Consider the following 23,610-nt stretch of genomic DNA (forward strand, 5'->3'; position numbering starts at 1 on the left):
AAGGATTCCCGCATTCATGACGTTACAGTTCGTTGGCTTTTTGCGGCACTTGGTTCAAGTCCGTAAGATCGTTCGCGGTGGCTGTGCGTGGGGCACGCTTCGGCGTGGCCGAGGTCCATGATTGCTCGGTTCCTACTCCCGCGCACAGCTGCCACCCTAACCCGTAGGAAGGTGTGATGGCGGCTCACGTTTATCAATCATGGGACCCGGAAAATGACCAATATGCATACTGATTCACCCTACGAAAAAATCACTCCTCACCCCGACAACCGCTTCATGGCCCTCACCGGCAATTGCAGCGACATGCCCAGCCTGTTCGTCGACACCCACGTGCCCCTCGACATCCTCATGGACGCCGCCAACCATCGCATCCGCGCCGTGGTCCAGGTCCTGGAAAACATGTGCATGCGCGGCTCGATCGAATGCGACTCCGTGATCCTCAGCGACTTCGCCCTGCTGTGCGCCATCCCATTGCGCGATGGCTGTGATGTGCTGGATGTCATCGGCAAGCGCTTGCGCAGCTTGCCCGCCTGAAAAAGATCAACAGATCGTTAATAGATATCAACGCGTCGGTCGGAAATGTACGCATCCTGAGTTTTGATAAAAATGTTGAACGCCTCGGAGTTGTAGACATGCAGGCACCCAAGAAACACTACTTTTTCATTCGAGTATTTGCTGTTTGAAGGTGTCTGCTCGTAAGCCGCCAACACGTAGTTTCGGGTTTCTTTATAGGGATCGTGCAGCACCTGCAGCGTGTCTTCATTTTGCAGGATGGTATGCATGCCTTTGCCCATGAACGAATAGGCATTGGCGGACAGTGCAATGTCTTTTTCCAGCGCTGAGCGTTCGTTGAATGGCTTCAGGATGCAGTGGCTCAGCCCGTAGTTCTTTAGTGTCTGGCGTGCCTGTTCAATGTGGGTTTCGTCGGCAAGGGCGAGGTATGGACTAAGAAGGCTGAGTAAACAGATGATCAGATATCGCATGAGTTTTTGACTTCCTGTCGTTCATGGTTTGCCAGTTTAACGCTATAAAAGCAAAGCCCCTCACCCTAGCCCTCTCCCAGAGGGAGAGGGGACTGACCGAGCTGTCTGGGTGATGTATCCCGACCTGCGACTTCAGGGGTGAACTTCGCTTGGCCAAGCCTGGATGGTGGTGTTCTTTCGGGGGACTGACCGAGTTGTCTTGGTGTTGTACGCCGACCTGCGACTTCAGTGGTGAACTTCGTTTGGCCAAGCCTGAGATCAAGTCGATCACTCAGGTCGATGTAACTCGCAAGATCACCACCGTCAGTCCCCTCTCCCTCCGGGAGAGGGTTAGGGTGAGGGGCAGGCTTTTGTCCGCTCAGCCGCCAACCCCTGACTTGCCGCCCGGTAAAAGGTAAACTTTGCGGCCCTCGCAGGAGCAGCCATGAATTATCGTCACGCCTTCCATGCCGGCAATCACGCCGATGTGTTCAAACACCTGACCTTGACCCGCCTCATCGCTCTGATGTCGCGCAAGGAGCAGCCGTTTGCCTATCTCGACACGCACGCCGGCATTGGTCTGTATGACTTGCACGGCGATCAGGCCAATCGCACCGGCGAGTACCTGGAGGGCATTGCGCGGTTGTGGGATCAGCCGGACCTGCCGGCGCTGACCGCTGATTACATGAAGGTGCTGCACGAGATGAACCCGGATGGCCAGTTGCGCTACTACCCGGGTTCGCCGGAGCTGGCGCGGCGCCTGACGCGGCCGCAGGATCGGGTGACGCTCAACGAGAAGCATCCCGAAGATGGCGTGTTGCTCAAGGACAACATGGCCGGCGATCGTCGGGTAAAAGTGCATCTGGGCGAGGGCTGGCACGTGGCGCGGGCGATGTTGCCGGTGCAGGAGAAGCGCGCGGTGATGCTGATCGATCCGCCGTTCGAGCAACTGGACGAGATGCAGCGTTGCGCGGCGTCGATGAAAGAAGCCATCGGCCGCATGCGCCAGACCGTGGCAGCGATCTGGTATCCGGTGAAGGATCAGCGTGCACTGCGGCGTTTCTATCAGGACCTGGCAGGCACGGGTGCACCGAAGTTGCTGCGTGTGGAGCTGCTGGTGCATCCGCTGGACACGCCGAACAGCCTGAACGGTTCCGGGCTGGCGATCGCCAATCCGCCGTGGGGGCTGGAAGAAGAATTGCGTGAGTTGCTGCCGTGGTTGTCGAAGAAGCTGGGGCAGACTCAGGGTGGCTGGCAGATGGATTGGCTGATTGCCGAGAGCTGATCGCCGAGCGATCGTTCCCACGCTCCGCGTGGGAATGCCTCAATGGACGCTCTGCGTCCGCTGTCAGGACGCGGAGCGTCCCGGGCTGCATTCCCACGCAGAGCGTGGGAACGATCAGGCGGGGTTAGTTGCCCGCAAGGCTTGCTGGCATGCAAACGCCGGTGCCGCCAATCCCGCAGTAACCTTCAGGGTTTTTCGCCAGATACTGCTGGTGATACGCCTCGGCAAAGTACACGGGCGGGGCCTGGTCGATCTCGGTGCTGATTTCACCCAGACCGGCCTTGGCCAGTTCCGCCTGATACACGTCTTTGCTTTTCAGTGCCGCATCCAGTTGCTCCGGGGTGGTGGCGTAGATCACTGAGCGGTACTGAGTGCCGATGTCGTTGCCCTGACGCATGCCCTGAGTCGGGTTGTGCAGTTCCCAGAACATCGCCAGCAGCTCTTCATAGCTGACCTGGGCCTTGTCATACACCACCAATACCACTTCGGCGTGCCCGGTCAGGCCCGAGCAGACCTCTTCGTACGTCGGGTTCGGCGTGAAGCCGCCGGCGTAACCGACGACTGTGCTGACCACGCCTTCGCGCTGCCAGAAACGTCGTTCCGCGCCCCAAAAGCAACCCAGACCGAAGATTGCAAAGTCGACGTCCTGAAAGAATGGACCGAGCAGCGGGGTGTCTTCGAAGACGAAGTGTTTTTCCGGCAGGATCATCGGGGTTTCGCGGCCGGGCAGGGCTTGTTCTTTGGTTGGAAGCACGTTTTTGTTCACCAGAATTTCCGAGCGCAGAACCATGAGCGTTCCTCTCAGTCAGGTTGGAGGTAAAAAGTCAGACCGCCAGTGTGCCGAATGATGCCGGAATTCGCACTATCCAAAATGTGGGAGCGAGCTTGCTCGCGAAAGCGGGGTGTCAGGCGAAGAAGATGCCATCGGATTTATCGCCTTCGCGAGCAGGCTCGCTCCCACAAGGGATCTTCATAGAAGCCGGCGTTAAAGACAGAGCGGCCCACGCGGATAGCGCCTGAGCGCTTTGATCAGTTCATCACCGGGAATCGGTCGGTCGAACAGATAACCCTGACCGACGTCGCAACGATGCCGGCGCAGGAACGCCAGCTGCTCGGCGGTTTCGATGCCTTCGGCGACAACTTTGAGTTTCAGGTTGTGGGCCATGGCGATCACCGCAGAGGTGATTTCCATGTCGTCCTGGTTGTCCGGGATTTCATGGATGAAGCTGCGATCAATCTTGATGATGTCGATCGGAAATTTCTTCAGATAGCTCAGCGACGAGTACCCGGTGCCGAAGTCATCCATGGCCAGGGTCAGGCCCAGGCGCTTGAGCTGGTCGAGTTGCAAATGCGTGTCTTCGGTGGCTTCCAGCAGCAGGCCTTCAGTCAGCTCGAGTTCGAGCAGATTGGCCGGCAGCGCTTCTTCCCTGAGGATGTTGGCGATCGAGGCGACCAGATCCGGATCGGAGAACTGTTTCGGTGACAGATTGATTGCCACTTGCAGGTTGCCCAGGCCGGCAGCGGTCAGGGATTTGCTCATGCGGCACGCCTGACGGGCGATCCATTTGCCGATCGGAATGATCAGGCCGGTTTCCTCGGCGACGCTGATGAACTGGTCCGGGCGAATCATGCCGCGTTCCGGATGGTTCCAGCGCAACAGCGCTTCCATGCCCAGCAAGCGACCGCTGCGCAGGCACAGTTTCGGCTGGTAAAACACGTCCAGCTCGTTCTGGGTCAGGGCGCGGCGCAGGTTGTTCTCGACGAAAAGTTTGTAACTGGCTTCGGCGTTCAGCGCTTCAGTGAACACCTGCAACTGGTGTTTGCCGTTGGCCTTGGCCTTGTGCAGTGCCAGACCGGCGTTGCGCATCAGGGTCTGCGGGTCGCGCCCGTGTAGCGGCGCGCAGGCCAGGCCGACGGAGCCGGTGACGCTGATCAGCTGGTTGTCGACGAACATCGGCTTGTCGAGGGTCATCAGCAACTGACTGGCGATCTGCTGCCCGGCTTCAAGATCGGTGTCGTCGAGCAACACGGCGAACTCGTTACTGGCAAAACGCGCCAGGCTGCCACTCGGGCTGAGGCTGTTGCGCAGGCGCCGGGCGAGGCTGATCAACAGTTTGTCGCCGGTCTGGTGGCCGAGGCTGTCGTTGATCCGCTTGAAATTGTCGATGTCCACCAGCAACAGGCTGATCGGCGTGTCGCTGTCGCGGGCGAAGCGCTCATCGAGATTGCGGATGAATGCCGGACGGTTGCCGAGGTTGGTCAGGTTGTCGGTATAGGCCAGGCGCTCGATACGTTGCTGCGCGAGTTTGGTCTGGGTGATGTCTTCGTAGATGCCGATGTAATGCGTCAGCTCACGGTTATCGCCATAGACCTTGGAAATCGACAGCTGGCCCCAGTACGGTTCGAGGTTCTTGCGGCGGCTTTTGAATTCGCCCTGCCAGCTGTTGCTCTGGGCCAGCGCCGAGGGCGCGTCGAACAGCAGTTCGCTGAGGTTTTCCAGCGCCGGCAACTCCGACAGGCGCTGACCGTGGACTTCCTCGGTGGTGTACTGGGTGATCGCGGTGAAGCTCGGGTTGACGTACTCGACCACGCCGTCGCAGTTGACCAGCAAGAAGGCGTTGGCGCTTTGCTCGACCGCGCGCTGAAACAGGTGCAGGGCGCTGGTGGCGGTGCGCCGGTTGTGATTGTTGATCACTTGTGCGAACTGGTCGGCCAGTTCGCCGGCAAAGGCGATTTCGTCGGACTGCCAGGCGCGGGTGACGCCGGTCTGTTCCAGGCACAACACGCCGACTACCTGGCCGTCGACGCGAATGCTGGCATCGAGCATGGCGTTGACGTCACGCGGACGCATCGCCTCGGCCATCTCGCGGGTGCGCGGGTCGTGCATGGCGTTGTGCGCATCGATGGCGCGGCTGCTGTGCAGCGCTTCCATGTAATCGGGGAAGCCGCTGATATCGATCGGCTCCGGCAGCAGGTATTCCTGAGTTGCGCGGTGGTAGGCGGAGATCGGCAGCAAGCGCTGGCCTTCGAGGTTCCACAGGCTGGCGCAGTCGATTTCGTAGATATCGCAGGCGCAGCGGGTGATCAGCTCGGCGGCTTCCTGCAGCGAGTTGTGCGTGCTGTAGCGCTGGCGTGCGAGCAGCAGAATCAGATCCTGCTGAGCGCGCACGCGTTCCAGATGCTGCAGTTGTTCCTGCTGGGCACGCTGGTTCAGCTTAAGGGCGATTTGCAGGCGCGAGTTCTGGGTTTCCAGATCCACTGAAGGCAGCGCCTGGGTTTCGTCGAACACCTCGTCGACGGCCAGCAGGTAGCCGCGCAGCAAATGCCGGTTGTGCTGTTTGTAGGCTTCGCCCAGCTCGAGCATGTTCAACGCGCCGGCGGCGGTGTGCAGGGTGTAGCGCACCACGTAATGCGCGCTTTTGCTTAGTTGCTGCTGGATCGCGTCATGCAGTTGATAGCGCGCTTCGGGCTCCATCAGGCTGGCGTAGGGCGAGCCGACCAGTGCGCAGAGCTCGACGGCCGGCTGGCCGAACTGGCGTTCGCAGTTGGGATCAAGGAACAGCATCGCCCAACTGGCTTCATTCAAGCGCTCGAAACGCAGCATGCCGAGCCGCGAGGGCACAGGCAACTGCGTCACTACCTCGGCCGCCATACGGCTGGCGGCATCGGGCTGGCTCTTCATGAAGGAAACTCGCTTGGAAATATGCTGAATGCGCCGGGCTCTCGCCCTCTTGTCTGTTGGCTGCGGCAAGGTTGCATCATTGCGGCACCGACTGACAAGAGAGATGAAGGCCAAGTGCTATAAGAATATGTCGGCTGCAGTGAACATTTCTCCAGTGCACAACTGAAATGAGCAGAAGATCGCAGCCTTGAACAACTCTTGCAGGCGCCACGTAGCCATATAGGAGCTGCCAAAGGCTGCGATCTTTTGGTGTTTCAACGCAATTTCATACTGATCGACTGCAACTTCTTGCCATCGCGGTCATGGTAATTGACCAATATCTGATCAGCCTCAACGACCACATGCGCAAAATTGTCCTGACTCACCACCGCACTGGTGAGCTCGTGCCGATAATCCCCGGCTGCCGTGCGCACCAGCGGTTGATCGAGGATAAACGTTGAAGCCTTGGCATACGGCAGCAATTTGCTGTTGTGCAACGGCGAGGACACGATGGTGTGCACCTCGAAATCGGCGTCCTCGCTGTGACTCAAGCGACTGGTCAGCGAGCCATGGACGTCGCCGGAGACGAACACCACGTTCTTGATCCGGTGAGTGCGGATGGTTTCCAGCAGGCGCAGACGCTGCTCGGGAAAAGCTTTCCAGGCATCGTCACCGTTGAACTTGCGATCGGGATAGAACATCACGCTGGTCACCACGAACTTTACCCGTGCCGGGCTATGGATCAGCCATTGCAGCAGGGCCTGTTCCTGCTCGATGTCGAGAATGCGCCGGTCATCCTTCGACAAGTTGCGTCGGGTGCGGCTGTCGGTGACGAACCAGGCGATATCGCTGTCGCCAAACTGATACCAGTAATGCTTCAACGTATCCCGGTCTATCTGACCCTTCTCATTACATGCATAAACCGGGCTGTGGCTGGCTTGATAAAGTTCATAAGCGGCCATGGCGTTGCGATATAAGTCCTCGTCCGCTGCGGTGGCATTGGCGGGCCAGTTATCTTCTATTTCATGATCGTCGAGCATCATGTAAGTCGATGTATTAGACATCAATCGTTGAATATTCGGTTGCGAGAATGCCGTTCGATACTTCTTCAGAATGTCTTTGGCTTCGCGATCCGGTGCAATGATATTCAAATCATCTACATACACTTGATCGCCGGTCATGATCACTGCGCTGACGGGTAGATGACTGTTCTCGACAAGTTGATTGATCGAGCCAAAGATGCGATCGCCCAGTTGCGGCAACGAAGCGATGCCTGCGGTAATCCGCAGATAACGGCAAGATCCGACGATAAAGCCCCGGGGTTGGCTGGCTTGCGCGGTGCGGGTACGAAAGCGATAGAGCTGTCGCGGCCATTGCAGTGGAAACTCCACCACTGTGTCGATGGTGTGTACCGGATTCATCGGGCTTAACCAGCCGGCTTGATATTCGTATTCACAATCGGCGTCCAGATCCTGTAATACCAGTACGCCCGACATGTCGTTGGCTGAATGCAAAAGTGTAAATACGCTGTTGGACCATTTTTCCGTTCCTGCCTTGCGAACGCGAACTCCGGCAAATACGCGTTTTTTGTCCTGTTGTTCGCCGCGCATGAAAATGCGAACTTCGTTAGTTGTGGCGTGGCCCACGATGGGGCCGATAGTCGGTTTGAACATGATCGATTCCGTTCGAGATTTTAATAAGATGAATTAAATAAGCGGAGCGCATTGAAGCAACTTTCCTGAGCAGAGGTTAGTTGGCCGGCGGCAGAAAATATTGGCGTTAAGTGGACCAGACCTGTGGCCGATGTCAGCGCAGGTTGTAGGAAAGAGGCGCGATCCGGTTTATTTCAGGCAAAAAAAAGCCCCGTCAATTGACGGGGTTGAGGTACGAGCGTGTGGCGCTCGAAAGGGTGCAGCAAGCGGCCCTCCGTCGCCGGAGGGCCGTTTGGGTTACAGCAGGATGGTGCGGATGTCGCCCAACAGGCTGCCCAGACGCTGAGTGAAGCGTGCAGCAGCAGCGCCGTTGATCACGCGGTGATCGTAGGACAGCGACAGTGGCAGCATCAGCTTCGGCTGGAAGGCTTTGCCGTCCCAGACTGGCTGGATGGTTGCCTTGGAAACACCGAGGATCGCCACTTCCGGCGCGTTGACGATCGGCGTGAAGCCGGTGCCGCCAATATGACCGAGGCTGGAAATGGTGAAGCAGGCGCCCTGCATCTCGTCCGAGGACAGCTTCTTGGTGCGGGCTTTTTCAGCCAGCGAAGCCGCTTCAGCAGCCAGTTGCAGCAGGCTCTTCTGATCGACGTTCTTGATCACCGGCACCAGCAGGCCATCCGGAGTGTCGACGGCGAAGCCGATGTTCACGTATTTCTTGCGGATGATCGCCTTGCCGCTTGGTGCCAGCGAACTGTTGAAGTCCGGCAGTTCCTTGAGCAGGTGCGCGCAGGTCTTGAGCAGCAGCGGCAGGATGGTCAGCTTGACGCCAGCCTTCTCGGCCACGGCTTTTTGCGCAACACGGAAGGCTTCCAGCTCGGTGATGTCCGCCGAGTCGAATTGCGTGACGTGTGGCACGTTCAGCCAGCTGCGGTGCAGGTTGGCAGCGCCGACCTGCATCAGGCGGGTCATCGGCACTTCTTCGATTTCGCCGAAACGGCTGAAATCGACCACCGGGATCGGCGGGATGCCTGCGCCACCGGTAGCGCCGCCAGCAGCGGCCGGTGCTTCCTTGGCCTTCTGCATCATCGCCTTGACGTAAACCTGCACGTCTTCCTTGAGGATGCGACCGTGCGGACCGCTGGCGCCAACGGCGCTCAGCTCGACGCCGAACTCACGAGCCAGTTGACGCACGGCAGGGCCGGCGTGAACTTTGGCGCCCGGTTTCGCTGGTGTAGCAGTCGGCGCTGCGGCTGCAGCGGCAGCAGGTGCAGCGGCAGCCGGAGCAGCAGCGGCAGGTGCCGGAGCGCTCGGTGCAGCAGCCGCAGCCGGGGCAGCAGCAGGGGCCGCGCCTTTGACTTTGAGCTTGAGGATCAGGTCGCCGGTACCGACTTCGTCATCCAGCTTGATCGAAACGCTTTCGACCACGCCAGCGGCAGGCGATGGAATTTCCATGCTCGCCTTGTCGGATTCCAGGGTGATCAGCGACTGGTCGGCTTCGACGGTATCGCCGGCCTTGACCAACACTTCGATGATCTTGGCTTTGCCAGCCGAGCCGATGTCCGGAACGTGGATGTCCTGAACGCTGTCGGCAACCGGTGCAGCCGGAGCAGCAGCCGGGGCTGGCGCAGCGGCAGCAGCAGGCGCAGCAGCCTGAGCCGGAGCGGCCGCAGCAGGGGCCGCAGCACCCGCCACTTCCAGATCCAGAATCAGATCGCCAGTGCCGACTTCGTCGTTGAGCTTGACGCTGATGGCTTTGACCACGCCAGCGGCAGGCGACGGGATTTCCATGCTGGCCTTGTCGGATTCCAGGGTGATCAGCGATTGATCAGCTTCGACGCTGTCGCCGACCTTGACCTGAATCTCGATGATCTGTGCCTTGCCCGACGAACCGATGTCCGGCACGTGCACTTGCTGTACCGAAACGGCAGCAGGAGCAGCGGCAGGCGCGGCAGCAGCAGGTGCCGCAGCCGGTTTCTCTTCGGCTTTCGCAGCAGGAGCGGCGGCAGGTGCCGGGGCCGCTTCAGCGGCGCCCTCGACTTCCAGCTCGAGCAGTTCGTCGCCTTCTTTCAGACGGTCGCCCAGCTTCACTTTCAGGCTCTTGATGACGCCGGCTTTCGGGGCTGGCACTTCCATGCTGGCCTTGTCCGATTCCAGGGTCAGGATGCTCTGGTCGGCTTCGATGCGGTCGCCGACCTTCACAAACAGTTCAATTACTTCACCTTCACCGCTGCCGATGTCAGGTACGCGAATGAGTTCGCTCACAAAATGTCTCCTCAGCAGTCCAGTGGGTTGCGTTTTTCCGGGTCGATGCCGAACTTGGCGATGGCTTCGGCCACAACCTTAGGTTCGATATCACCACGGTCAGCCAGTGCTTCCAGGGCTGCCAACACCACGAAATGACGGTCGACTTCGAAGAAATGACGCAGTTTCTTGCGGCTGTCGCTGCGGCCGAAACCGTCGGTGCCCAGGACTTTGAATTCCTTGGACGGTACCCACTGACGGATCTGCTCGGCGAACAGCTTCATGTAGTCGGTAGAAGCAATGACCGGACCTTTACGGCCGTTCAGGCACTCTTCGACGTAGCTCAGCTTAGGCTTCTGGCCAGGCTTGAGACGGTTGCTGCGCTCTACGGCGAGGCCGTCGCGACGCAGTTCGTTGAAGCTGGTAACGCTCCACACGTCAGCGCCGATGTTGAACTCTTCACGCAGGATCTTCGCCGCTTCACGCACTTCACGCAGGATGGTGCCGGAGCCCATCAGCTGAACGTGGTGCGCCGCATCGCGGGTGTCTTCCTCGAGCAGGTACATGCCTTTCTTGATGCCTTCTTCGGCACCGGCCGGCATGGCTGGCTGCTGGTACGACTCGTTCATCACGGTGATGTAGTAGAAGATGTCCTGTTGCTCTTCGGTCATCTTCTTCATGCCGTCCTGAATGATCACCGCCAGCTCGTAGCCGTAGGTCGGATCGTAGGTGCGGCAGTTCGGGATAGTCGCGGCCAGCAAGTGGCTGTGACCGTCTTCGTGCTGCAGACCTTCACCGTTCAGGGTGGTACGGCCAGCGGTGCCGCCGATCAGGAAGCCACGGGTACGGCTGTCGCCAGCGGCCCAGGCCAGGTCGCCGATACGCTGGAAGCCGAACATCGAGTAGAAGATGTAGAACGGCAGCATTGGCTGGTTGTGACTGGAGTACGAAGTACCGGCAGCGATGAACGAGCTCATGGCGCCTGCTTCGTTGATGCCTTCTTCAAGGATCTGACCTTTCTGGTCTTCCTTGTAGAACATCACCTGGTCTTTATCGACTGGCTCGTAGAGCTGGCCGACGGAGGAGTAGATGCCCAACTGACGGAACATGCCTTCCATACCGAAGGTACGGGCTTCGTCCGGGATGATCGGGACGATGCGCGGGCCGATTTCCTTGTCCTTGACCAGCTGCGCGAGGATCCGCACGAAAGCCATGGTGGTGGAAATTTCACGGTCGCCCGAGCCATCGAGGATGGCTTTCAGGGTGTCCAGATCCGGGGTCGGTACGCTGAAGCTCTGCGCGCGGCGCTGCGGCACGAAACCGCCCAGTGCGGCACGGCGCTCGGCGAGGTAGCGGGCTTCGGCGCTGTTTGGCTCTGGCTTGAAGAACGGCAGGTTCTCCAGCTCTTCGTCCTTGACCGGGATGTCGAAGCGGTCGCGGAACAGCTTCAGGCTGTCGACGTCGACTTTCTTGGTGTTGTGCGCAGTGTTTTTCGCTTCGCCGGCACCGGTGCCATAACCCTTGATGGTCTTGGCGAGGATGACGGTCGGTTGTTCCTTGTGGTTGACCGCTTCGTGGTACGCCGCGTAGACCTTGTACGGGTCGTGGCCGCCACGGTTGAGTTTCCAGATCTCGTCGTCGGACAGATCGGCAACCATTGCCTTGAGTTCAGGCGTGTTGAAGAAGTGCTCGCGAACGAACGCGCCGTCTTTGGCTTTGTAGTTCTGGTACTCGCCGTCGATGACTTCGTCCATGCGACGTTGCAGGATACCGTCGACGTCTTTGGCCAGCAGCGGGTCCCAGAAACGGCCCCAGATGACTTTGGTCACGTTCCACTGAGCGCCGCGGAACACGCCTTCGAGTTCCTGGATGATCTTGCCGTTGCCGCGAACCGGGCCGTCGAGGCGCTGCAGGTTGCAGTTGATGACGAAGATCAGGTTGTCCAGCTTCTCGCGGCCGGCCAGGGAGATCGCGCCCAGGGATTCCGGCTCGTCGCACTCGCCGTCGCCCAGGAAACACCAGACTTTCTGTTTGCCCGGCTGGATGAAACCGCGGTGCTCCAGGTACTTCATGAAGCGCGCCTGGTAGATCGCCTGGATCGGACCCAGACCCATCGATACGGTCGGGAACTGCCAGAAGTCAGGCATCAGCCAAGGGTGCGGATAGGACGACAGGCCTTGACCATCGACTTCCTGACGGAAGTTGTTCATCTGGTCTTCGGTGATGCGGCCTTCCATGAATGCGCGGGCGTAAACGCCTGGCGAGGTGTGGCCCTGGAAGTAGATCAGGTCGCCGCCGTGTTCGTCGGTCGGGGCCTGGAAGAAATAGTTGAAGCCGATGTCATACAGGGTCGCACTGGAAGCGAAGCTGGAGATGTGACCACCCAGGTCCGAATCTCGCAGGTTCGTGCGCATTACCATGGCCATCGCGTTCCAGCGTACCAGCGAGCGAATGCGGCGTTCCATGAACAGGTCGCCAGGCATGCGTGCTTCGTGGGTAACGGGGATCGTGTTGCGGTAAGGCGTGGTGATCGCGTAAGGGAGCTGCGAGCCGCTGCGGGTCGCGAGTTCGCCCATACGGGTCATCAGATAGTGAGCACGGTCTTCGCCTTCTTTGTCGAGAACCGATTCCAGGGCGTCCAGCCATTCCTGGGTTTCGACGGGATCGAGGTCTTGCATGGCTTGCTCCAGGGCGGAAAGGCTTCCAGAATCGGTTGCCTGAGTTTGCGACTGGCCTTGTGGGCAGACGATTTAAAATTCTTGGATTGCCGACAGGTTGTTCCGGCGGCGTGTAGTTTTACTACAAATCTTCCGGCATTTCAGCCTTTCGAATGTATAGACGAGTAGTAAAACTACAGATGAAAGGCTTGTGGCCTCCGACTGCGTTGTGAGAATAATCGTTAAGGCGGGTCGATTTCCATCCGAATAAGGTGAAAGTTTGATGCTGGATGCCAAAGAAGAAGAAATTTCAGCTATTTCTAACTTTTGTTCGACAGTCCTTCACGTAGCGGGTTTTCATCATTCACTACAAGCGGCCCTCAATACGCCGATCAAGGATAGACCATGACCCTGCCCGTGCCTGCCGAACTGCCCGCCATTCTCCTGCCGTTGGTCAGCCGATCCGAGCAGTCGTTCCGTACGTCCGTCGCCGCCCTTGAAGACGATCATGGGTTGTCGAACTGGTCGCCTGAACGCTGGGCGCAGTTCGCCCGCGTCAGCGCCGCCAGCGAATTTGTCATTGAACAGAGCATTCGTGACCCTTTGATGTTGTTGTCGCTGGTCGCGTCCGGCGAACTTGATCGAGCGTTTGCGCCCGGCGAGCTGTGCGCACAGATCGCCGCCGCCGTGAACAGCGCGCAGAGCGAAGACGAACTCGGCCGCGCCTTGCGCCGCCAGCGCGCACGCCATCAGGTGCGGATCATCTGGCGCGACCTGACCCGTCAGGCCGATCTGGTGCAGACCTGCCGCGACCTCTCGGACATGGCGGACGCCACCATCGATCAGGCTTATCAATGGCTGTACAGCCGTCATTGCGAGCAATTCGGCACGCCTACCGGGCGGCGCAGCGGTGAGCCGCAGCAGATGGTGATCCTCGGCATGGGCAAACTCGGCGCGGTCGAGCTGAATCTGTCTTCCGACATCGACCTGATCTTCGCCTACCCCGAAGGCGGCGAAACCGTCGGCGTGAAACGCTCGCTGGATAATCAGGAATTCTTCATCCGCCTCGGCCAGCGTCTGATCAAGGCGCTCGATCCGATGACCGTCGACGGCTTCGTCTTCCGCGTCGACATGCGCCTGCGTCCATACGGATCGTCTGGTGCGCTGGTGCTCAGCTTCAACGCGCTGGAGCAGTATTACCAGGATCAGGGCCGCGACTGGGAACGCTACGCGATGATCAAGGCGCGGGTGGTGGCTGGCGATCAGGTCGCCGGCGCGCAGTTGCTCGATATGCTGCGGCCGTTCGTTTATCGGCGCTATCTGGACTTCTCGGCGATCGAAGCGCTGCGCACCATGAAGCAGTTGATCCAGCAGGAAGTGCGGCGCAAGGGCATGGCCGACAACATCAAGCTCGGCTCCGGCGGCATCCGCGAGGTCGAGTTCATCGCTCAGGCCTTTCAGTTGATCCATGGTGGCCGCGATCTGAGCCTGCAACAGCGTCCTCTATTAAAGGTGTTGAGCACGCTTGAAGGGCAGGGCTATCTGCCGCCGGCGGTGGTCAGTGAGCTGCGCGAGGGTTACGAGTTTCTGCGTTACACCGAACATGCCATTCAAGCGATTGCCGACCGTCAGACGCAGATGCTGCCGGACAGCGCTCAGGATCAGGCGCGGATCGCCTTCATGCTGGGCTTCGCCGATTGGTCGGCGTTCCATGAACAACTGATGTACTGGCGCGGGCGCGTGGCCTGGCATTTCGCCCAGGTGATCGCCGATCCCGATGAGGAAGAGGGCAGCGAAAGCGAAGTGGTGGTCGGTGGTGAGTGGCTGCCGCTGTGGGAGGAAGAACAGGACGAGGAGGCCGCGTGCCGGCAGTTGCAGGAGGGCGGTTTCGTCGATGCCGGCAAAGCGCTGAAGGCGCTGGCAGGTTTGCGCGGCAGTCCGCAACTGCGCGCGATGCAGCGGTTGGGACGTGAACGTCTGGATGCCTTTATTCCGCGACTGCTCGCGCAAGCGGTGGAGCATGACAATCCCGATCTGGTGCTCGAGCGCGTGCTGCCACTGGTGGAAGCGGTGGCGCGGCGTTCGGCGTATCTGGTGTTGCTCACGGAAAACCCCGGCGCGCTGCGCCGCCTGCTGACTTTGTGTGCGGCGAGCCCGTGGATTGCCGAGCAGATCACGCGCTTCCCGCTGCTGCTCGACGAATTGCTCAACGAGGGTCGGCTGTTCAAGCCGCCGCTGGCGCCGGAACTGGCGGCCGAGTTGCGCGAACGCCTGACGCGAATTCCCGAGGACGACCTCGAGCAGCAAATGGAAGCCCTGCGCCATTTCAAACTGGCGCACCGCTTGCGCGTCGCCGCCTCGGAAATCGCCGGCAGTCTGCCGTTGATGAAAGTCAGCGATTACCTGACCTGGCTGGCCGAGGCGATTCTTGAACAAGTGCTGGCCCTGGCCTGGCGGCAGACCGTGGCCAAGTACGGCACGCCGCTGCGCACCGACGGTACGCTGTGCGATCCCGGCTTCATCATTGTCGGTTATGGCAAAGTCGGCGGTATCGAATTGGGGCATGGTTCCGATCTGGATCTGGTGTTCATCCATGACGGCGATCCGCAGGCGGAAACCGACGGGCCGAAATCCATCGACGGCGCGCAGTTCTTCACGCGCCTGGGGCAGCGGATCATTCACCTGCTCACAGCGCAGACCAACTCCGGTCAGCTGTATGAAGTGGATATGCGCCTGCGGCCGTCCGGCGCTTCCGGGCTGTTGGTGAGCTCCCTCGGCGCATTCGCGCGCTATCAGGAAAACGAAGCCTGGACGTGGGAGCATCAGGCTTTGGTGCGCGCGCGGGTGCTGGTGGGCAGTCAGGATGTTGGCCACGCTTTTGAAAAAGTCCGCGCGCAGGTGTTGGGCAAACCACGGGATCTGGCCAAACTGCAACAGGAAGTCAGCGAGATGCGCGCGAAGATGCGCGACAACCTCGGCACCCGCAGCACCGCAGCCGGCACGGCGGCGAATGCGTTCGACGCGGGCGTGCCGTTTGACCTCAAGCAGGACGCCGGAGGTATCGTCGATATTGAATTTATGGTGCAATACGCGGCCCTTGCGTGGTCGCACAGCCATCCACCGCTGCTGCGCTGGACCGATAACATCCGCATTCTGGAAGAGCTGGAACACGAACGGCTGATGCCCGCCGAAGATGCCAGTCTGTTGCGTGAGGCCTACAAGGCCTACCGCTCCGCCGCCCACCGGCAGGCCTTGCAGAAGGACGCCGGGGTGATACCGGGCGACCAGTTTGCCGACGAACGCCTGCAGGTTTTGCGGATATGGAAAGAGATGGGGCTAAGCTGAAAGCGGTTTATGCAGCACCCAATACCCTGTGGGAGCTGGCTTGCCAGCGATAGCGGAGTATCAGACGACAATAATGTTGAATGTGAAGACCCCATCGCGGGCAAGCCCGCTCCCACAGTAGATCTACAGTGTTTGTAGAATTATCGAGGCGGGGAGGCGTAAATGCCTCCCCGGTTCGTTTTTGGAAACCACATGAATATTCTGATCGTTGGGCCCAGTTGGGTCGGTGACATGGTGATGGCGCAGACACTGTTTCAGTGTCTCAAACAGCGCCACCCGCAATGCGCAATCGACGTGCTGGCGCCCGAGTGGAGCCGGCCGATCCTCGAGCGCATGCCCGAAGTGCGCAAGGCCTTGAGCTTCCCGCTCGGCCACGGCGCGCTGGAACTGGCGACGCGCCGACGCATCGGCAAGGCCCTGCGCGGTCAGTACGATCAGGCGATCCTGCTGCCCAACTCGCTGAAATCGGCACTGGTGCCGTTTTTTGCCGGCATCCCGAAACGCACTGGCTGGCGTGGCGAGTTCCGCTATGGCCTGCTCAACGACGTGCGCACTCTCGACAAAGAACGCTACCCGCTGATGATCGAGCGTTTCATGGCGCTGGCCTATGAAGCGAACGCCGAGCTGCCGAAGCCGTACCCGCGCCCGAGTCTGCAAATCGACCCGGTGACCCGCGAAGCGGCACTGGCCAAATTCGGCCTGACTCTCGATCGCCCGGTCCTGGCTTTGTGCCCCGGCGCCGAGTTCGGCGAATCCAAGCGCTGGCCGTCCGAGCACTACGCCAAGGTCGCCGAAGCGCGCATCCGCGAAGGCTGGCAGGTGTGGCTGTTCGGCTCGAAAAACGATCACGCGGTCGGCGAAGACATTCGCGCCCGGCTGATCCCGGGCCTGCGCGAAGAATCGGTCAACCTCAGCGGCGGCACCTCGCTGGCCGAGGCCATCGACCTGCTGTCCTGTGCTGATTCGGTTGTATCCAACGATTCCGGCCTGATGCACGTCGCTGCGGCATTGAATCGTCCGCTGGTCGCGGTGTACGGCTCGACCTCGCCGGGCTTCACCCCGCCGCTGGCCGAGCAGGTCGAGATCGTGCGCCTGGGCATCGAATGCAGCCCGTGCTTCGATCGAACTTGCCGGTTCGGCCATTACAACTGCCTGCGCCAGCTGATGCCGGACGCGGTCAACGATGCCTTGCAGAAGTTGCAGGGCTCCGTGGTCGAGGTTCATTAACTTGCGGGTATTGCTGATCAAGACTTCATCGCTGGGCGACGTGATTCACGCGTTGCCAGCGCTGACCGACGCCGCACGGGCGATCCCGGGCATCAAGTTCGACTGGGCGGTGGAAGAGGGTTTCGCCGAGATCCCGAGCTGGCATCCGGCGGTCGATAAAGTGATTCCGGTGGCGATCCGCCGCTGGCGCAAGAATCTGTGGAAAACCATCACCAGCGGCGAGTGGAAACGCTTCAAGCAAAGCGTGCGCGCCAATAAATACGATCTGGTGATCGACGCTCAAGGCCTGCTGAAAAGTGCCTGGCTGACCCGCTACGTCAAAGCCCCGGTGGCCGGCCTCGATAAAACTTCCGCGCGCGAGCCGATGGCTGCGCGCTTCTACGATCGTAAACTCGCTGTCGCCCGAGGCCAGCACGCCGTCGAGCGCGTACGCCAGTTATTCGCCATCGCTCTGGGTTACGACTTGCCCAAAGGCCTCGGCGATTACGGCCTCAACGTCGAGCGACTGGTCGAGTTGCCACGTAAGAACGCTTACGTGGTGTTCCTCCACGGCACCACTTGGGATACCAAGCACTGGCCGGAAATCTACTGGCGCGAGCTGACCGAGCGGGTCGGCTACCTCGGCGTTGGCGTGAAGCTGCCGTGGGGCAACCCGCAGGAAAAGGCCCGCGCCGAACGCATCGCTGCCGGCTTCAAACACGCCGAAGTGCTGCCGAAGCTCAATCTGGCCGGCGTCGGCAAAGTCCTCGCCGGCGCGCAAGCCTGCGTGGCGGTGGACACCGGGCTCGGCCATCTGGCCGCTGCGCTGGATGTACCGACGATTTCGTTGTTCGGCCCGACCAACCCGGGCCTCACCGGCGCCTACGGCAAGCTGCAGATTCATCTGGCCAGCGACTTCCCGTGCGCGCCCTGCATGCAGAAAAAATGTACCTATCAACCGACCGAGCAGGATGCCCGTCAGTTTGACCTGAAACGCGAGCAGCCTTTGTGCTTCACGCGTGTGAACCCCGAGCGTGTCGCCAGCCGACTGAGCACGTTGTTAATGGCTGAGGAGTTGCGCTGATGCAATTGGCATTTGTCCTGTACAAATATTTCCCGTTCGGTGGCTTGCAGCGCGACTTCATGCGCATCGCCCTCGAATGCCAGAAGCGCGGCCATCAGATTCGCGTCTACACGCTGATCTGGGAAGGCGACGTGCCGCCTGGTTTCGAGGTGCTGGTGGCGCCGGTCAAGGCGTTCTTCAATCACCGTCGCAATGAAAAGCTCAGCGCGTGGATGGCCGCGGATCTGGCCAAGCGTCCGGTCGATCGTCTGATCGGTTTCAACAAGATGCCGGGCCTGGACGTCTACTACGCCGCCGACGGCTGCTTCGAAGACAAGGCGCAGAACCTGCGCAACTCGCTGTATCGCCGCTGGGGCCGCTATCGCCATTTTGCCGAGTACGAGCGCGCTGTGTTCGCCAAGGACGCGAAGACCGAAGTGCTGATGATTTCCGAAGTGCAGCAGCCGCTGTTCATCAAGTATTACGACACGCCGCTCGAGCGCTTCCACCTGCTGCCGCCGGGCATTGCCCAGGATCGTCGGCGGCCGGCGGATGCCGATGAGATTCGCGCCGGTTTCCGCGCTGAATTCAATCTCAAGGACGACGAGTTGCTGCTGGTGCAGATCGGCTCCGGCTTCAAGACCAAGGGTGTCGATCGCAGCCTCAAGGCACTGGCCGCCCTGCCGGCCGAGTTGAGAAAACGCACCCGGCTGTTTGTAATCGGCCAGGATGACCCCAAATTGTTCCAGATGCAGAGTGCGACGCTGGGCCTGGGCGACAATGTGACCTTCCTCAAAGGGCGCAGCGATATCCCGCGTTTCCTGCTCGGTGCCGACCTGTTGATTCACCCGGCCTACAACGAAAACACTGGCACCGTGCTGCTTGAAGCGCTGGTGGCCGGTTTGCCGGTGTTGGTCAGCGCGGTCTGCGGTTACGCCCATTACATTGCCGAGGCCGATGCCGGGCGCGTGCTCGACGAGCCGTTCGAGCAGGCGCAGCTGACGCAATACCTGACCGAGATGTTGAGCAACGACGCTGCACGTGCGGCCTGGAGCCGCAACGGTCTGGCCTTCGCCGAGACGGCCGACCTCTACAGCATGCCGCAGCACGCGGCGGATGTGATTCTGGCGGAGCACGCTTAATGAAGTTGATGCTGGCTGAACCGTTCAAAAGCCTTTGGGCGGGACGCGACCCGTTCGCCGAAGTCGAAGGCTTGCAGGGCGAGGTGTACCGCGAGCTGGAAGCGCGCCGGACATTGCGCACGGAAGTCGACGGCCATGGTTTTTTCGTCAAGATCCACCGTGGCATCGGTTGGGGCGAAATCTTCAAGAATCTGCTGACCGCCAAGCTGCCTGTGCTCGGCGCCGGGCAAGAGTGGAAGGCCATCCAGCGCCTTCAGGAAGTCGGCGTGCCGACCATGACCGCCGTCGCCTACGGCGAGAAGGGCGGCAACCCGGCGGATCAGCATTCGTTCATCGTCACCGAAGAGCTGGCGCCGACCATCAGTCTCGAAGACTTCAGCATTGACTGGGTCAAGCAGCCGCCGCAGCCAACACTCAAGCGCGCATTGATTGCCGAAGTCGCGCGGATGACCGGGATGATGCACCGCGCCGGGGTCAATCACCGCGACTGCTACATTTGCCATTTTCTGCTGCACACCGACAAACCGGTCACGCCGCAGGATTTCAAACTCTCGGTGATTGACCTGCACCGTGCCCAAACCCGCGCGAAAATCACTCAGCGCTGGCGCAACAAGGATCTGGCGGCGCTGTACTTCTCCGCGCTGGACATCGGCCTGACTCGCCGCGACAAGTTGCGTTTCCTCAAAGGCTATTTTCAGCAACCGCTGCGGCAGATTCTGGCGGAGGAAGCACCACTGCTGAGCTGGCTGCAAGGCAAGGCCGACAAACTCTACGCGCGCAAACAGCGTTACGGGGATGCGCTCTGATGGCGGGCTGGACACTTGAGCCGCAGTACGGCGAACTCGCGGAAGATTTCGGCAGCCTCGAAGCGGTGTTTGCCTTGCAGGGCGAACGCCTGACCCGCGATCCGCTGTCGGAGGTGGTTCGGGTGCAGCGCGACGGGGTCAATTATTACGTCAAACGCTACGTCGGCGCCGGTAAGGGCCTGCGCCGTTACCTCGGCAAGCCGCGGGTAAAAATGGAATGGCAGAACCTCAAGCGCTTCGCCAAGTGGGGCATCCCCACTGCCGAGGTGGTGGCCTGGGGCCTGGAGCGGCGGGGGGCGGCCTACGATCGGGGTGCGATGATCACCCGTGAGCTGCCCAATACCGAAGACCTTTCGGCGCTCGCCGAGCGCAAGGATCCCAGGCTCAAGGATCGCGCTTGGGTCGACGGTGTCAGCCGGCAACTGGCTGGCTACACCCGGACCATGCACGACCATCGGTTTACGCATAACGATTTGAAATGGCGCAACCTGCTGATCGACGATCAGGCGCGCATTTTCCTCATCGACTGCCCCAACGGCGAATTCTGGCGTGGCTTCTGGCTCAAGTACCGGATCACCAAGGACCTCGCCTGTCTCGACAAACTGGCCAAATATCACCTGTCCAACACCCAGCGCCTGCGCTTCTACAAGCAGTATCGCCAGTGTGATCGGCTCGATGTCGCCGACAAGAAACGGATTCGCCACGTGGTGAGATTTTTTGAGGGGCGCGAATGACTGATTTTCTTGCCGAACAGGACCGCGCACTGCTGGAGCGCCACGGTCTCGGCAATTTCGACGCACTGTGGGCCAAACAGCTTGAAGCTGTGGATGAGCCCAACACTGCCGGTGGCGGCTGGAGCAGCGTGTTCCGCCTGGATCTTGAAGGCCAGGGCTATTACCTCAAGCGACAGAGCAATTACCTGACGCGGACCTTGCAGGCGCCGTTTGGCGAACCGAGCTTTGCCCGCGAATTTCGCAACATCAGCCGTTATCGCAAGTTGGGCATACCGGCATTGCAGGCGGCATTTTTCGGTGAGCGCAAGGTCGCCGGGGAAGTGCGCGCCATTCTGCTCACCCGCGCCCTGGATGGCTGGAGCGACCTGGATTCGTTGCTGGCGCGCTGGACGCAGCTCAGTGCCGCGCAGCATTCGGCCGTTCTCACCGCTTGCGGGCTGTTGGCGCGGCGGCTGCACGGCGCGCGTCAGGTGCATGGCTGTTTCTATCCCAAACATATTTTCCTGCGCGCCACCGGCGACGGCTATGAGGCGCAACTGATCGATCTGGAGAAAACCCGGCCGCTGCTGTTCGGCATGCGTGATCGGGTCAAGGATCTGGAACCGTTGCAACGTCGCGCGCCGCAGTGGAGCGAGGCCGACTTGCGCCAATTGCTCGCGGCTTATCTCGATCAGCCGACTGACAGCTCGCTGCTCGACAGCTGGCTGAGCCGACTGACAGCGCGGCGCAGCCACAAGGAGACCCGTTGATGCAATTGTCTGAGCTGGCCCGCTCCGGGCGCGCACCCACACTGCCGCTGACCGTGACCCTGGCGGACGCTGCCGGCGCGGCGGATTTGCAGTTGCTGAGTCTGCTGAGGGTGTTGCCCGGGCAGCGTTACGTTGGCGCAGGTGTCTGGCGCGGTCGGCCGGTGCTGGCCAAGTTATTGGTCGGCAGCAAAGCTGCGCGGCATTTTCAGCGTGAGCTGCAAGGCGTGCGCTTGCTCGCTGCGCAGGGTATGACCACGCCGCTGTTATTGGCCGATGGGCTGAAGGACGGCGAGGGTGGCTGGCTGCTGTTCAAATTTATCGAGGGTTCCGAGAGCCTCGGTGATGCCTGGGCCGAGGTCGAGTCTCTGCCGGCGCTGGCCGATGAGCAGACCGCTGTTCTGGCCGAAGCACTGGATGCTATCGGTCGGCTGCACGGCAAAGGGCTCTGGCAGGAAGACTTGCATCTGGACAATCTGCTGCGCCACGGCGGTCAGTTGTACCTGATCGATGGCGCCGGCGTTCGTGCGGAAACGGCGGGGCAGCCCTTGTCCCGGCAGAAAGTGCTGGAAAATCTCGGCGTGTTTTTCGCCCAGTTGCCAAAATCACTCGAACCGTTCACCGAAGAACTGCTGGTGTATTACCTGCTGAGCAACAGCGAGCATGCGTTGCCGCTGGAGGCGTTGCAAAAACAGATCGACAAGGTGCGCAACTGGCGACTCAGGGATTACCTGATCAAGGTTGGCCGCGACTGCACGTTGTTCGCCGTGCAGCGCGGCGCATTTGCCCTGCGCGCCGTTCGCCGTGAAGAAGAAGCGGTCATGCTGCCGGTGCTTGAGCAGGCTGACGCCTTGCTTGATCAGGGGCACCTGTACAAGACCGGCGGCGCGGCCAGCGTCGGCAAAGTCGAGATAGCCGGGCGGGCTCTGGTTATCAAGCGCTACAACATCAAGAATTTCGCCCATTGGCTCAAACGCTTCTGGCGCCCGAGTCGGGCCTGGCATTCCTGGCGTGAGGGCAATCGCCTGGCGTTCCTTGGCATCGCCACGCCGAAACCGCTGGCGGTACTGGAGAAGCGCTTCTTGTGGCTGCGCCGCAGTGCCTATCTGGTCACCGAATACCTGCCCGGGCCGGACATTATCGAGCGCTTTGCGCCGTACGTGGAAAATGGCCAGGCGCCGGAAGCCGAGTTGCTGGCGCTTGATCAATTGTTTGCCCGATTGATCGCCGAGCGCATCAGTCATGGCGACTTCAAGGGCCACAATCTGTTCTGGCAGACGGATCGCTGGGCGCTGATCGATCTCGACTCGATGCGTCAGCACGCATCGGTCGGCAGTTTTGCCCCGGCCTACGCCCGCGATCGCGCGCGGTTCATGCGCAACTGGCCTGAAAGCAGCGCGTTGTACCAGGTCATTGATCAGCGGTTGCCGAAAGAAGTCTCCAGCGCAGGGTGATTCCCTCTCACGAGCAGACTCGTTCTTGCAAAGGACCTGGTCCACTGCGAAACGCAGTCTGTGGGCAGTAGCGGACAAAATACAGCGATCTGTCCTACAACTTCTCCAGAAGCCATGAACTGTGCCCTGCTCGGGCTCGATGCTAATTTGCCTGACGATCTCGGAGGGCGAATCTTGAGCATGAAAAAAATTCTGATGCTGGGCGTAATTTCTGTGGTGCTCTCAGGCTGTGGCAGTGTCTCAACCGTGTTACAGGCCGACGCCGATGCTGCCCGCGACTTGCGCAAAAAGAAGACCTACTGCCAATCGATTCCGCGCATCTACAGTGGCGTGGCCTTCGATTTTTGCACTTTGAATGCGCCGCCCGATCCTACGGGTATGCTGGCGCCCTTCGTGTTGTTCGATCTTCCGCTGTCCGCCGTGTTCGATACGCTTTCGCTGCCTTACACGGTCTATCGGCAGATTACCGATTCAAATCTGAGTATTTACTGGCGCAAAGACGGCTATTGAGTCGTTGAACCTGTTGATTCGGACCAATCGTGCAGGTGGCAATTCGCACAAGGTAATTCCCGTCATGTTTACGCTATAATCCCGCCCTTTAGCTGTCACTCGCCCTGTGCGAGGGCACATCAATTTTCAAGGCGCATCGCGCC

At 60.3% G+C, this 23,610-nt stretch carries 18 protein-coding genes; 12 read left to right on the forward strand and 6 right to left on the reverse strand.

What is annotated here, in order from left to right:
* The first annotated feature begins 213 nt into the window (after positions 1-213).
* The gene (locus QMX86_RS00265) at positions 214-534 is read left to right on the forward strand and encodes a hypothetical protein (protein WP_122751665.1); all 321 of its coding nucleotides are present in this window, start codon (positions 214-216) and stop codon (positions 532-534) included.
* 17 nt (positions 535-551) lie between these two features.
* Here the strand turns inward: QMX86_RS00265 and QMX86_RS00270 are convergent, their stop codons facing one another.
* The gene (locus tag QMX86_RS00270) at positions 552-983 is read right to left on the reverse strand and encodes a hypothetical protein (RefSeq protein WP_122705078.1); all 432 of its coding nucleotides are present in this window, start codon (positions 981-983) and stop codon (positions 552-554) included.
* Positions 984-1,407: 424 nt separating this feature from the next.
* On the opposite strand from QMX86_RS00270, the gene rlmJ reads away from it, so the two are divergent.
* Positions 1,408-2,247 (forward strand): 23S rRNA (adenine(2030)-N(6))-methyltransferase RlmJ, encoded by an 840-nt coding sequence (rlmJ, locus tag QMX86_RS00275; protein ID WP_151552934.1) that lies wholly within the window; start codon positions 1,408-1,410, stop codon positions 2,245-2,247.
* A 124-nt stretch (positions 2,248-2,371) separates the two neighbouring features.
* Here the strand turns inward: rlmJ and msrA are convergent, their stop codons facing one another.
* The 5 genes from msrA to aceE all read right to left on the reverse strand — a co-directional run bounded on the left by msrA (position 2,372) and on the right by aceE (position 12,482).
* Complete coding sequence (msrA, locus tag QMX86_RS00280; RefSeq protein WP_122705076.1) at positions 2,372-3,037, reverse strand: peptide-methionine (S)-S-oxide reductase MsrA; 666 nt, start codon at positions 3,035-3,037, stop codon at positions 2,372-2,374.
* 195 nt (positions 3,038-3,232) lie between these two features.
* Entirely contained in the window at positions 3,233-5,929 is a 2,697-nt protein-coding gene (locus QMX86_RS00285) for a GGDEF and EAL domain-containing protein (RefSeq protein ID WP_282384836.1), read from the reverse strand.
* 254 nt (positions 5,930-6,183) lie between these two features.
* Positions 6,184-7,581: an alkaline phosphatase D family protein gene (locus tag QMX86_RS00290; protein WP_282384835.1), complete on the reverse strand. Its 1,398-nt coding sequence runs from the start codon at positions 7,579-7,581 to the stop codon at positions 6,184-6,186.
* 276 nt (positions 7,582-7,857) lie between these two features.
* Entirely contained in the window at positions 7,858-9,825 is a 1,968-nt protein-coding gene (aceF, locus tag QMX86_RS00295; RefSeq protein ID WP_282384834.1) for a dihydrolipoyllysine-residue acetyltransferase, read from the reverse strand.
* Positions 9,826-9,836: 11 nt separating this feature from the next.
* Positions 9,837-12,482, reverse strand: coding sequence for a pyruvate dehydrogenase (acetyl-transferring), homodimeric type (gene aceE, locus QMX86_RS00300; protein WP_024011316.1), 2,646 nt, complete (start codon positions 12,480-12,482; stop codon positions 9,837-9,839).
* A 262-nt stretch (positions 12,483-12,744) separates the two neighbouring features.
* Here aceE and QMX86_RS00305 point away from each other — a divergent pair, with 262 nt between their 5' ends.
* The 10 genes from QMX86_RS00305 to QMX86_RS00350 all read left to right on the forward strand — a co-directional run bounded on the left by QMX86_RS00305 (position 12,745) and on the right by QMX86_RS00350 (position 23,467).
* Positions 12,745-12,870 carry a hypothetical protein gene (locus tag QMX86_RS00305; protein WP_256205860.1) on the forward strand — a complete coding sequence of 42 codons (126 nt, stop codon included), beginning with the start codon at positions 12,745-12,747 and terminating at the stop codon, positions 12,868-12,870.
* Positions 12,867-15,806 (forward strand): bifunctional [glutamate--ammonia ligase]-adenylyl-L-tyrosine phosphorylase/[glutamate--ammonia-ligase] adenylyltransferase, encoded by a 2,940-nt coding sequence (gene glnE / locus QMX86_RS00310; protein ID WP_282384831.1) that lies wholly within the window; start codon positions 12,867-12,869, stop codon positions 15,804-15,806. The genes QMX86_RS00305 and glnE overlap by 4 nt, the downstream gene beginning before the upstream one ends.
* A 192-nt stretch (positions 15,807-15,998) precedes the next feature.
* On the forward strand, positions 15,999-17,033 hold the full coding sequence (gene waaF / locus QMX86_RS00315; protein WP_282385251.1) for a lipopolysaccharide heptosyltransferase II: 1,035 nt from the start codon (positions 15,999-16,001) through the stop codon (positions 17,031-17,033).
* 1 nt (position 17,034) lies between these two features.
* Positions 17,035-18,096: a lipopolysaccharide heptosyltransferase I gene (waaC, locus tag QMX86_RS00320; protein WP_282385252.1), complete on the forward strand. Its 1,062-nt coding sequence runs from the start codon at positions 17,035-17,037 to the stop codon at positions 18,094-18,096.
* A complete protein-coding gene (locus QMX86_RS00325) occupies positions 18,096-19,217 on the forward strand; it encodes a glycosyltransferase family 4 protein (protein WP_110644871.1) in 1,122 nt (373 codons plus the stop codon). The genes waaC and QMX86_RS00325 overlap by 1 nt, the downstream gene beginning before the upstream one ends.
* Positions 19,217-20,023, forward strand: coding sequence for a lipopolysaccharide core heptose(I) kinase RfaP (gene rfaP, locus QMX86_RS00330; RefSeq protein ID WP_282385253.1), 807 nt, complete (start codon positions 19,217-19,219; stop codon positions 20,021-20,023). The genes QMX86_RS00325 and rfaP overlap by 1 nt, the downstream gene beginning before the upstream one ends.
* Positions 20,023-20,757 (forward strand): lipopolysaccharide kinase InaA family protein, encoded by a 735-nt coding sequence (locus tag QMX86_RS00335; RefSeq protein ID WP_110644873.1) that lies wholly within the window; start codon positions 20,023-20,025, stop codon positions 20,755-20,757. The genes rfaP and QMX86_RS00335 overlap by 1 nt, the downstream gene beginning before the upstream one ends.
* Positions 20,754-21,506 (forward strand): lipopolysaccharide kinase InaA family protein, encoded by a 753-nt coding sequence (locus QMX86_RS00340; protein ID WP_110644874.1) that lies wholly within the window; start codon positions 20,754-20,756, stop codon positions 21,504-21,506. The genes QMX86_RS00335 and QMX86_RS00340 overlap by 4 nt, the downstream gene beginning before the upstream one ends.
* Positions 21,506-22,957 (forward strand): lipopolysaccharide kinase InaA family protein, encoded by a 1,452-nt coding sequence (locus tag QMX86_RS00345; protein WP_282385255.1) that lies wholly within the window; start codon positions 21,506-21,508, stop codon positions 22,955-22,957. Before QMX86_RS00340 ends, QMX86_RS00345 begins: the two co-directional genes overlap by 1 nt.
* A gap of 174 nt (positions 22,958-23,131) precedes the next feature.
* A complete protein-coding gene (locus QMX86_RS00350; RefSeq protein WP_282385257.1) occupies positions 23,132-23,467 on the forward strand; it encodes a YceK/YidQ family lipoprotein in 336 nt (111 codons plus the stop codon).
* Positions 23,468-23,610 lie beyond the last annotated feature (143 nt).

It is taken from the genome of Pseudomonas sp. PS01270 (assembly GCF_029959775.1).
GTDB classification, from domain to species: domain Bacteria; phylum Pseudomonadota; class Gammaproteobacteria; order Pseudomonadales; family Pseudomonadaceae; genus Aquipseudomonas; species Aquipseudomonas atacamensis.